Raw genomic sequence first — 12693 nt, 5'->3', positions numbered from 1 at the left:
CTCTCTTTTGTATATACTCTCGTTGCTATCAACTGCTACATTCTTTTATCAGGAGAAAATAATTTAAAAAATGTGCTTGAGAATGGATACATGTTTAAGTGCTATAGATTTGAGAAAAAAGAAACAGAATAGTAAGGTATTTGTTGATAAATCAACTTTTATATTACAATATTTTACATATTCAGTATGATGTATATGAGTTCTGTATATTAAGGGAGGAATGGGAATGAAAAGGTTCATAACACGTGCAAGTGGTAATGCAATCTCAAAAAAGTTAGTTTTAATGGTGTTGTCGATGGTTTTAATGATATTGATGATTACCCCATCGAATGATGTATCGGCAGCCAACCTATCAAAAGCAGGTTCACTAAAAGGCGTGAATTTATTTAATGGAAGTTGGACAGTTGCTATTCAGGCAGCAAATTTACAATATGTTTCCGCTGAGCCTTTTGGAAATGTAATAGCAAATCGTAATGCAGTTAATGAATGGGAGAAATTCGAATTAATTCCGACTGGCGAATTATATACGTACGCTTTAAAAGCTAAAAGTAATGGGAAGTATGTTTCGTTTGAGCCGAATGGTAGAGTAGTAGCAGATCGTACATCAATTGGGGCATGGGAAAAGTTTATCTTATATAATGGTGGAGACAATAGGATATATGTATTACAAGCACTGAGTAATGGTAGATATATATCAGCAAATGGTGGTAGAGAATTAACAGCTACTAGTTATGTAGCTGGAAGCTGGGAAAGATTTGTTATTGTATACTTCTAAACTTTGAAGTGTTATATATTTAAATGATAATGGCATGTTTAGTTTGTATAAACGCTTAATACAATAAAGTGTTAAGTATTTAATACAAGCGTATATTAACGTGTAAAAGGGCTGCAAGTAATTAGCAGTCCTTTTTACATGTTAAATAAGGACTTACTGAGGTTATAATGAAAAGAACAAGAACCCTATAGGGTTCTTGTTCAAGGCATATTAACAGTAAGGAGAATCATGAAATGCTACTTCAAATCTTTATTAGGGGAAAGATTTTGAATAAGCTTAACATACATCTATTTTGACATAAATGTAATATATAGTAAATTGATAATGTTTATACTTACTATTACTAATATTCAATTAAGATAATTAACACTATTTCTATAGTGTTAATTAAGTGCATATTTAGAAAACTAATAATATCCCTAATTTCGTTATATATTTATAATATAATATTTTATTATATGTACTAAAAAGCTTATAGATATATCATTTCAAAAATTAATTAACATTTAAACAATTTTAACTGAAATTGGGTGTGTATTATCTAAAAGCAAATAAAATAAACAAAGACCCTGTAATTATTGTAGTAAGGTACATAGAACTAAAACCAAGATATTCTTGCGAACTCAAAAAGCCTAAATTCCTTAATTTAGGAATTTAGGCTTTGACGCTATGTCATGAATTACAATCGGAATGGAATCGGGCATATCTACTACAACAGAGTTATAATTTCTTCAGCTCATTAAATTAGAAACTGGTATTTGATTACCGTAGTTGAATTATTTCTCTTTTAAAAGAACGGAAAGATTTTTTTACGTTAGCATTTTTTACATAATAATTATTTAAGAGAAAAAATACTACTGAGTAATGCTATTAAATCCCAGTCTAATTTCTAATGGTCCCAGTATCTTTTATTTTGACGTGTGTCTTTACATTTATTTTAGCCTCTGCTAACGCTTGCAACCAATCTCCCTTTACTTTTTTCCACTCTTTATATTGAAATGCTCTAGCATATAGGGATAATCCGATTGGATCAATTTTATTCTGCTGTATTTCATACAAAATATTTTGTAAATTATTATTAATTTCTTTTTGAATAGCACTTTTTAAATTATTTATATTTTTTTTATTATCATAGTGTCCCTTAATTGAATTCGCATTGGTTTTTTCTATTAAAGCTACATTAGCATATATATCGAGATTAAATACAAACTTTCCGTTTTGAAAATTAACAACTACCTTCCTTGTCGCGTTCTGTACGAAGATAGAAGTGTTTGTTTTTTTGTTGGACTTTTTAGGAGGAAGCGCAAGGTGTAGTATCATTCGCCCGCTACTTTTTTGCTTATTTATAAGATTGAAAAATTTAACATCTTTTTTAGGGATATGAGTTAAATATTTCCCTTTTTGATTTAAAAATGCAATTCCAACTGTGTCGATTTCATTCTTTGTTTTTTTGATAATTGGAACAGTTTGCGTCATTCCTTCTTCATTTTGTTCTCTCATTAATTGTTGAATTGTAGAAGAGACGGATTGGTTATTTTGAATTGACGATTCGATTACACCATTTATATAAGATGAAAGTGATGGTTTACTAGGCTTATGAATTTTAAAAACTTCTTCTGCAGGTCCATCTACAAGTACTACTTTAGCATTAATGGTAGCGTAAGGATCACGGTAAGAAGAATCAAGCTCCTGCAACCAATTTGCTTCTTGCGCTAATTTTTTCCCAATTAAAATGATTTCAGCTTTGGAAGCTGTCATAAAGCCTGTTAACTTCGTATCTATCTTACTGAATCCAGTATATACAGTTGATGCTTGTGTCCAATGTTCTATAGTACTTTTTGGTTGTTTATGATGAAAGAGTGGTATGCTTGTTCCAACTTTTATGTCTCCATTAGGGGTTCTATCCAAGCCAATTAACAGGATTAATGAAACCTTCTCAAGAGGAATTCTCTGACTACAACCAATTATATATACACAACAAATTACAATCCATATCCATTTTCGAATCAAAGTTGTTTCCTCCTAGTAATCCAAGTAAAAAGAATACTGTAAGCGAAAAATAAGATTGGTAATAGAATAAAGAAAACGACATTTAAGATATCCATAAGAGAATATATAAACAAATATTGATCCACATCGGGATTTAGGAAAATAAATAGGCCAACTATAAGTAACATAAAAGCAAGTAGCGCCCAATTGCGGGCGTTTTTTTGAAGTGAAATGGTCACAGATTCAAAACTGAAAAATAAATACGGATATATTGTAGTGGAAAATACAATTAAATAGTAAGCGATATATATAATTTCTAATCGTTCCATGAAAGAAAAACGAACCCCTTTTAACAGATGAAATACTGGCCAGATTACATCTTTTATCCCTTCTGGACTAAAGTATATATAAGAAAGGATAGTAACATATAGATAGAAAAACATGGTTCCAGTATTCGCTATTAGTAGTCCTTTTATGGCTTTTTGTTTTTTTTGTAAGAATGGGTATATATAATATGCAATTTCTAGGCCAGCATAAGGAGTAATGGTTTCTTTTGTTGCCTTTACAATAGGGTATAATCCTTCTTTAAATATAGGTAGTAGGTGTAAAGGATTGTAGTTAGTCTTTAGTGAAAAAAGAAGAAATAGCGGCATCCAAGTAGTGAAGAAGAAAACAAGCATAGAATAACTAGTAAGAGCCCTTAACCCACTCAGGGCTAAAATAATAAAAGGTAATAGTAATAATATGGTGATTTGATAAGCAGGAGTGGAAGGGAATATCCACACTTTTACAATATCAGTTGCCTTTAATAAAGTATTAAATCCAGCAAAAAATAGATAAAAGGCATATGCAAGAAAAAGAATTGTCCCTATCCATTTACCAAAGTATGTTTTTAAGATTTGTGAGAAATTTTTGTTAGGATTTTTTTGTAACATTAATATAATAAATACACCGATTATAGAAGTAACTATCCATCCGAGAATGATCGAAATCCAGCCATCTGTACCAGCAGTAGTAGCAAGTGGGCTTGGCATAATTAACATACCAGATGCGAGTTGCAGCGAATGAATGAAAATAATAAATTCGAATAAAGTTACTTTTTGGAACTTAAGATTCCCCATGTTAACCACCTTCTTTTTTCTTTCTTTGTTTCGGCTGTCCTGTACTCGAGCGGGTAGTAATCATCGAAATAGGAAATCTTACAAAAGAATCTTTTAACTCTTGGAGACGAAATGGTGCGATTGGCATTCCGTATGGTGAACCATAGGAAGTTAGTGAAACAAAATGAGCAAATAAGAGCATTAATCCACTAACAATACCTACAATCCCATAAAAGTAAGCCAATAACATCATTGGAAAACGGATAAGGCGTATAGAACTTGATAAATCATAATTAGAAACAATAAATGAAGCAATGGCTGTAATAGATACAATAATAACCATAACGTTACTAACAAGACCAGCTTGAACAGCCGCCTGTCCAATTACAATCCCTCCAACGATTCCAATAGTTTGTCCAATTGGTTGTGGTAAGCGAATGCCAGCTTCACGTAGCATTTCTAGTGTAATTTCCATTATAAAAGCTTCCAATAAGGGGGAGAAAGGGACTTTGACTCTTGATGTTGCAATAGAAGTGTATAAGTCTATAGGAATAATTTCAAAGTGAAAAGAGACTATAGCAATATAAAATGCGGGTAAAAAAATAGCTATAATAAATCCTGCAAATCGTAATAAGCGAAAAAATGATGCGATGAGCCAATGAATATTATAGTCATCTGGGGTTTGAAAAAATCCAATCAAATTCATAGGAACAACCATTGCACCAGGGGATCTATCCATTAATACTGCTACTTTCCCATCAAGTATATGATTTGAAATGGCGTCTGGGCGCTCGCTTAAATACGCCTGTGGAAAAGGAGTCCAATTTTGATCTTTTGTATAATTAGATAGCTCTCCAATACTTAATACCGCATCTGTTTTGATTTTACAGATTCTAGTTTCAATTTCTTGGACTACATCTGCGTTTGCTACATCACCTAAGTAAATTAAATAGACTAAAGAAGTGGCTCTTTCTCCAATCGTCAGCTTTTTGATTTTTAACTCTGTAGAAGGAATATATCGACGGATAAGACCTATATTTTTTGTGGCATTTTCAATAAATCCATCATGGGATCCTTTTATAGTAACTTCTGAAATTGGCTCTTGAATTGCTCTCTCTGCCCAGCCTTTTGTATTTATTAGAAGTGAACGCTTTTCTCCCTCCATAAACAGTACACATTGCCCCTCAAGTAATCCTTCTTTAATTTCATTCCATGTATATACTATTTTGGTATGAGTAGCAATAATATTAGAATTAAATATTTGACTGTCTTCATTTACTTCTTGTAATAATGGTGTAACAACATTGGTTTTTAATGCAACACCATCTGTAAGGCCTTCAAAATAATATAGTAAAATATTCGTGTTTGTTTTTAATTGCAAAGGATGTTCAATTAAATCTGCACTAATATCAAAGATATTATCTAGTGTATTTTTAAATTGTTTTAAGTTACTTGTTTGGATCCTTTCAATGGTTTTATCTGTCTTAGTTACTAAGGTCTCTTCATTTAAGGACAAAATTGACACCTCTTTAATATATAACGATTAGTTGTATTTATTATTTTTATATGATTGAATTTTATTCACTAATTTAAACTAATTGGAGATAAGAATTAATAAATTTGATGTGCTATATTATTAATTCAATAATTGAGAGCAAAAAGCAGATGTAATTTGTGTGGAAATTTCAGTATTAAGATAGAATTGAAATTTGAATGATTATAATAAAAAGAGCTCTTGATAGGTTCTTTTTTTAGTTGGTAAATATGATGTCAACAATAGATGGCGATAAAGGTAGTAATTTAGATGTCTTTATGTTAATCAGCTAAATTTTGTAGGAAGAATTCTTTTTTCATACCTTAATACTCAATGAAAAAGGATATTTCATTTATTTGGGTGTTCTAGTGTATTTGAATTTTGCGCACCAACAAATTTTGTTTAGGGACAAAATGTATTTTCTTAATTATCAGAAAAAACAACGCAACAAAATTCCTATTCACTATTTTGGTAGGTATCAAATATTTCTTTGTCCTTATTTTCTTGATATTACCGCACGTTTATATGTTTCTAAGGGAAAGAAATACTTTCATTTTTATTACCATCTATTGTTTGATTAAGATGGTAACATGAAAGTGAAACGTTTACAACCAGAAAATAAAGAAAAAATAGTAAAATACGACTTTTTTCGACAATCATTCTATATTTATATTTCATTTTATTATAGGAAAAGGCGGGGGAAAGCGGACCTTTTCCTATAAAATGTTTTGTTGGAATTAGAAATAACTAAAAAAGTAATATTATCTTAAAATTAAAATGAAATTCAATGATAAGGTTATAATTGAATTTTTAAACCTCATGTGTATTGAAAGTATGGTCAAATCTTAATCCACGTTGCGTTTCTTCCTTTTGTAACTAGCTTAATATGGCCAAACACTTGCAAGGAATTTAAAGCCTTACTGATTGTACTTTCTGCAATGTCTGGATAAGTGTTACGAATACTTTCCTTAGTAAAGGGTTGTTTTTGTTTAAGTATAAAATCCTGAATTCTCTCAACTTTAGTATGTTTACATATAGAATCTAGAACTGTGTTATGTAGATCTTTGTAAGCCTCTAATATAATGGTTAAAAACGTTTTTAACCAAAAGCTATTATTATGTTCCTCGCAGTACCAATTCACCGAAGATTTATAAATCGAATTGTAATAATCAGATTCGTTTTTCTTAATATATTTATCCAAACATACATATTTTACAAATGTATGTCCACTCTTAATTAACAGCAATTGCATTAACATAAATGCCAGCCTGTTATTACCTTGATTGAAAGGGACTATGCAATAAAAATTTAATATAAAACGAGCTATTAATAAAAGTGAATGTAGCCCCTTACTAGTATTTAATGAGTTGTATTGATCACATAATTGCTCCATAAACCGTGGGATAAGTTCATGCGGAAGAATGCGGTAACTATTCAAGTGCATTCCATGTTCTGGAACTCCTGGAATAATAAAAGGTTTTTCACGCCATTTGGCACTGTCAGAGGTAATATAATGTATTAGTTGAAAATGTAATTCCTGTATAGTTGCTGGATTAATTAATAAAGTACAGGAGTTTTTATGTACAAAAGAAAGTGTTTGATAATAGCAGAAAATAGCATCTTCAGAAATATTTTGAGGCACTATATCATCTAAAATAAGTTCTTTTAATCTTTTATTAGGAACTTTTATATCCTCATAAATAGTTGTGAAATTTTTTATGTAATGTAGTGGTATAGTTTTTTCTAAACTATTAAATATGTCAGGGTTTTGTTCCTGATAAGCAGCTAATTTTCCTTTGAATTCGCTAATTTCACTTATTAAATTGATTAACCTCCTTTTTAATTCAATATTTTTGTACTTATCATCAAAAAAGTCTCTCATTTTTGTTCCTCCTGTAACCCCTTAACACGTTGTTGCATATATCTTTCCATTCTAAAGGTATGCCACGAAATCATTGTAAAATAAAGATATTGTAGGTCTGATTTTGAATATATATATCAGAATCTATATTTTTATTTAACAATTAAAATATGGAAATTATAAAGAAGAATCGTTACGATTCAATTTTAATAGGCATAATCCTAACATCAAATGCAAAAATGTACAATATAAAATATAAAATATAAAATATAAAACTATCAAATCTTTTGAAAGATTATCTAAAAGAGTTTTAAGAAATTGTAGGTATAGATGTGCTTTGGTTTAGGAGTAAATAATAAAGCGGTAATAAAGTTTTCATAGGTAATTAAAAAGTAGATAGACTATTAATTTGTGACAATTACGTGCCTAATCTATCATATGCTTTTATGAGAATTCTAAAATTAAATCCTAACGAGCTGAATTTTCTATATTTAGCATAAATATTAGGGGGGCGTGCTGATGAAATGTATCATTTTATATAGAAATATGTAACGTTTAACACTCGTATTGTAAAATATTTTGACATACGTTAATTTAAATATTAGGTACAGGAACATTTAATAAAAACTCAGTACTAGAATACCCTTTAAACGTTTCACCCTAAGAACCTTTTCTCAAGCACACTGAAGTTCATCCTTTGTTTCTGTGCCTTATTAGATAAAAATAACACAATAAATTATTAGAATGTGATAGTTAAAATTGGATTTTAAATCTTTTCTCTTTTCTTAAACATTAACAATTTCTTGATAATCTGTTTAAAGTAAGGGGATACAGGATAGAAAATAGCTATTAATAAAGAAAATAAAGTTAAGCTAGATACCTTAAGTTATTTTATAAGTAATTAAGCGTTAGTTTGAATTAGTAGGGGTATTATATGTGTTTTAACCTCAAGTGTATATGTTTAAGGTTAAAAGATTTGTGAGTGGTATAAAAGTAGCGGAAGTCTGGAAGAAACGGATATAATCGGTTTCTTCCAGACTTTTTTGCTTTTTGTAATATAAAAAATTTATTTTTCCTACATGAGGAATTTTTTTGTTTTAATATTTGAATTTTTTGTGAAATTAAATGGAGTTTTTATTCTTCTTTTAATACATAATGTTACAAAATTGCTTAATTGTATTTACTTTATTTTTATAGGAGATTAAAAATAATAATAAATGTACCAATTTATGAGAGATATTAATATATTAATTGACGATTTGTTCGTTTATTCCTATATTGCTATTATATTAGCGAAAGCAATATATTGGGGGGAAAAAAATGAAATTGAAATTAACATCTAAATTGGAAAGATTAAGAACAAGTAAAAAGGGGATTGGTGCTTGTGTTTTGGCTGCAGGCATGACAGCAATCACAATGACTCCTCAAAGTGCGTATGCACACGGGTTTGTTGAAAAGCCGAGTAGTCGTGCTGCTTTATGTAGTCAGAATTATGGGGCATTAAATTTAAATTGTGGAAATGTAATGTACGAACCTCAAAGTCTAGAAGCACCTAAAGGATTTCCAGATAGTGGACCGATTGATGGGAAAATTGCTTCGGCAGGAGGATTGTTTGGAGGTATTCTTGACCAACAAACATCAAATCGTTGGTTCAAAAACACAATTAAAGGTGGAGTAAATACATTTACATGGAAATATACAGCGCCACATTCTACAAGTAAATGGCATTATTACATTACAAAAAAGGGATGGGACCCTAACAAACCATTAACAAGTGCTGAATTAGAACCAATCGGAACTGTGAAACATGACGGTTCGGCTGCATCAAATAATTTAACACATACAATTAATGTACCAACTGATCGTAATGGTTATCATGTTATTTTAGCTGTATGGGATGTAGCAGATACGTCAAATGCGTTTTATAATGTAATTGATGTAAATTTAGTAAATAATGAAACTCCTGATACAGTAGCTCCAAGTCAACCAACTGAATTAAATGCCTCTAAAGTTTCTGCCAATAGTGTTGAAATAACATGGAAGGCTTCTACTGATAATATAGGTGTAAAAGAATATCAAGTGTTACGTAATGGAGAAGTAATTGATACGGTACCAGGTACAACTTTTATTGATAAAAAACTAAAAGCAGATACGGAATATACCTATACAATAAAGGCATTAGACTCTGCTGGAAATATATCAAAAGAAAGCGAAAAACTAAAGGTTAAGACAACACATGCAATCCCAGATATAGAGGCTCCAAGTCAACCAAAAGGATTACATAGTATGGGTACAACAGCGACAACTGTTGATTTGATGTGGAGTCCGTCAGAAGATAATGTAGGTGTTGACCATTATATTGTATATAGAGAAAGCGCTGGGGTTATGAATAAAATTGGGACCTCGGCTAATACATCCTTTATGGATAAAGATTTGAAGGCTAATACATCGTATAAATATGTAGTGACGGCGGTTGATTTAGCTGGAAATGAATCTAGTAGAAGTGATGTTTTGAATGTAACAACAAAGTCAGAGGATTCCGTATATGAAAAATGGGATGCAAGAAAAGCATATACTAAAGGTGATAGAGTAGTACATGAGGGGAAAGTGTATGAAGCAGTTCAAAATCATCAAGGAAATGGCGACTCAAATTGGATTTTTGCTTTATCGCTTTGGAAGCCAGTTTTGAATAAATGATAAGCTGAAAAAGGTAGTTAACAATTTTGGATTGCTCTTTAAAAATTAAGGGCGGTTTCAAATATAATTATCTAATGGATTAAATGATATGTTAATAAAGTGAAACTTTAATCAGTGAAGGTTTTGTTCATCCCCCACTGATTATCATCCCTCACCAATCGGGCTTTTACGGGCGCCCGTTAATGCGGGATAAAATTTAAACGCCATCCTAATGTTTACGAAATGAAATTAAAAAAGAATCCCAATGGAATTCCATTGGGATTCTTTTTTTCTAATTTGTAATAGCGTATATTTTCACTGTGAATTTGCTAGTGGCACCAATTGGACTTGCAATATAATATTTAGTATTTGTGTAAGCTTCAGTCCTAGATTCATGTGAAATATTTTTCCAACGAGTGGAATCTATTCCTAGGGAAACATCAATCATTACATTGAAAGAAATAGTAGAAGGATAATCTTTTTCTGAAGGCACAATAACCCATTTTAATTCTTTGGTACCTACAGGTAAACTATCAATTTTAAAGTTTTGGCTGGATCGATTTTGTTGCCCTGATAAAGGACTAGATTCAGATGATATTTGTGAAATTAATATTTCCTTTTCATTTGAATGTATACCATTTAATTTAATGATACTATCAATTAAACCTGGACCGGGAAAATCAGCTGCGATGATACCAGAATGTTTAATTGCGCCTTGTTGTAAGAGTTCGGTCCCAAGTGTATTCATCCCCCCATAGTATACTTGTCCGTTTCTATCGCGAGGGAAATCACTCCACGCATTAGTGGAATTCGTTTGAATCAATTTAGGACTACTGTCAGTATTTCTGCTCTCTTTTCCGCTTGCAACAAACCAAGGATATACATTATTTAAAAATGCGGCTGCGCCCCCCGTACCACTAAAATGGTTGAGATAAATTTTTCCATTATTAAAATTAGTATTTGTATTTTGTAGATGGTTTTTTATCGCAATCCATTTTGTATATATTTCGTCTGGTCCGCTTCCAATTTCAAATTTATCTTGTATATTCAAACCTTCGTAATCAATCCCGTACAATTGAGTGGATGTAAAGTTTTGTAAGATTACAATTTTCCCGCGGGTATCTCCTAAAGTAGGGTTATTTCTATCTGAAGTTGGTACGGAATTAGGATCCCAAAAATATGAAGCATTAACGTTTTTATATTTTAAAAATATCTCCTCAAATGATAGAGATCCACTTTCAGGAGTAGTTTCTTCTTTTAAGCGCATTAATATTGTTTCTGTTGGGTGATCTTTTAAAAATTGAATGGTCTCTTTTAATACATCTTCAAACACAGCTTTTTGATTTACAACGCCATGATACATTGCAAAAGAATCTTTTACACGTTTAACACGCATATCTACATATCGAATTCCGGAATTTAATTGTTGGGATAAACTCATAGTTTGATTTCTTGTCAAATTTTCATCAAGAAAACTCGCTCCATGTAAAGCCATCGTACCGTGAGTCCCTGGAATAGATATTTCACTTATTTTTGTTGAATCTTCTATTTTCGACATCCACGATGGATTTTGATACCCTATATTGGATTCGTAGGAGTAACCTGGATGACTATCAGCTAAAATAGTAGATGGTGTACTTAAACTTGCTAGTGTAATACAAGTAAGGATGCTAGTTTTAAAGAAATTTCTCATTTTTATTTTGTTCATTTTTTCTCTCCTGACCTTTAAACAATTGTTAGATGATTTTTTACTATATTTATTGTTTTTCATTCTTAAGATAATAAATTTTTGTATTTAAAAATAATTAACAATAGGGGGAGTAAGTTATTTGAGACTTTAATAATTTTTTATTATAAATTGTCCCTAATAGCTAAACAGCTTCTTGAAAACTCGAAGTATAGCCTCCAAAAAACAACTGTTTATCGTATTGAATACAAACAAAACAGAAGTCCTAAAAAAGACTTCTATTTTGTGACATATAATGAATGATAAGGTGGTAAACAAGTCAAGATAATGTGATTGAGTGGTAAAAATTTATTAATAGCTGTTTTAGAATCTCTTATAACAAGGCTGATTACAAAAAGCGGATCTCTACACTGCTAATAAAAATTGAAAAATTCTACTCATTAAAACTGAGACTAACTACAGTTGCAATTGATTGGGCTGCATGTTCCCAGCTTCCATCTATAACTTTACCAATCTGCTGACCAAGTGCATTTAAATCATTTGGATTAACTGGAATTCCATTATACGCAGCAAGAATTGATAAAAGTGGAGCAGCAAATGGTGTCCAACCACCTCTATCAATATTAAATACAGGTTTATCTAGTACCTTTCCATCTTGTACTGTAAACTCATAATAAAATTGATCATCTGGACGAAAACTTAAATGATGAGAGATTTGTCCCTTAACATATTTTTTTCCTGCACCTAGATTTACTACTTCTATTTCTTTTACATTAAATTCATGTTCAAATACTTTAATTTTTTTGACTTCTGGACCATTTAAGGCAGCTTGAACGGCTGTTTCCAAATTGTTTTGTGCAAAAGGTTGAATACTCAATTGTGCCTCTTTTTGTTGAATAGGAGCCTCCTTTTCTGCAGCAAACACCGAGGTAGTAGGTAGTGCACCTGTAGCTAACGTAGCTGCAAGTGCTGTTGTCATAATGATTTTTCTTTTCATCTTCATAGTTTTCCTTCCTCTCTTAAAGTTATGATATATAATTTTTTAAGATTGACACGGTACAATTTTTTTCA

At 30.9% G+C, this 12693-nt stretch carries 8 protein-coding genes; 2 read left to right on the top strand and 6 right to left on the bottom strand.

All coding sequences use genetic code 11. From position 1 onward, the window contains the following. Positions 1-226 precede the first annotated feature (226 nt). Entirely contained in the window at positions 227-775 is a 549-nt protein-coding gene (locus QCI81_RS04505) for a fascin domain-containing protein (RefSeq protein ID WP_048564510.1), read from the top strand. An 882-nt stretch (positions 776-1657) separates the two neighbouring features. Here the strand turns inward: QCI81_RS04505 and QCI81_RS04500 are convergent. The 4 genes from QCI81_RS04500 to QCI81_RS04485 all read right to left on the bottom strand — a co-directional run bounded on the left by QCI81_RS04500 (position 1658) and on the right by QCI81_RS04485 (position 7280). Beyond that, positions 1658-2785 (bottom strand): Ger(x)C family spore germination protein, encoded by a 1128-nt coding sequence (locus QCI81_RS04500; protein WP_071731268.1) that lies wholly within the window; start codon positions 2783-2785, stop codon positions 1658-1660. Next, positions 2782-3885, bottom strand: coding sequence for a GerAB/ArcD/ProY family transporter (locus QCI81_RS04495; RefSeq protein WP_000527368.1), 1104 nt, complete (start codon positions 3883-3885; stop codon positions 2782-2784). The genes QCI81_RS04500 and QCI81_RS04495 overlap by 4 nt, the downstream gene beginning before the upstream one ends. A 1-nt stretch (position 3886) precedes the next feature. Continuing rightward, positions 3887-5380 (bottom strand): spore germination protein, encoded by a 1494-nt coding sequence (locus tag QCI81_RS04490; RefSeq protein WP_071731267.1) that lies wholly within the window; start codon positions 5378-5380, stop codon positions 3887-3889. A gap of 856 nt (positions 5381-6236) precedes the next feature. Further along, the gene (locus QCI81_RS04485) at positions 6237-7280 is read right to left on the bottom strand and encodes a Fic family protein (protein WP_001204217.1); all 1044 of its coding nucleotides are present in this window, start codon (positions 7278-7280) and stop codon (positions 6237-6239) included. A 1299-nt stretch (positions 7281-8579) separates the two neighbouring features. On the opposite strand from QCI81_RS04485, the gene QCI81_RS04480 reads away from it, so the two are divergent. Continuing rightward, entirely contained in the window at positions 8580-9956 is a 1377-nt protein-coding gene (locus tag QCI81_RS04480; protein ID WP_071731266.1) for a lytic polysaccharide monooxygenase, read from the top strand. 271 nt (positions 9957-10227) lie between these two features. On the opposite strand, the gene QCI81_RS04475 is transcribed toward QCI81_RS04480, so the two are convergent. Next, positions 10228-11643, bottom strand: a complete 1416-nt coding sequence (locus QCI81_RS04475; protein ID WP_071731265.1) for a phosphatidylinositol-specific phospholipase C — start codon at positions 11641-11643, stop codon at positions 10228-10230. A gap of 412 nt (positions 11644-12055) precedes the next feature. Further along, the gene (locus QCI81_RS04470; protein WP_063548236.1) at positions 12056-12625 is read right to left on the bottom strand and encodes a hypothetical protein; all 570 of its coding nucleotides are present in this window, start codon (positions 12623-12625) and stop codon (positions 12056-12058) included. Between the last annotated feature and the right edge of the window lie 68 nt (positions 12626-12693).

The sequence above is a fragment of the Bacillus cereus group sp. MG20 genome (assembly GCF_040459885.1).
GTDB lineage: Bacteria > Bacillota > Bacilli > Bacillales > Bacillaceae_G > Bacillus_A > Bacillus_A cereus.
Note: the sequence above shows the minus strand (reverse complement) of the source record. Positions and strands in the feature narration are given on the sequence as shown.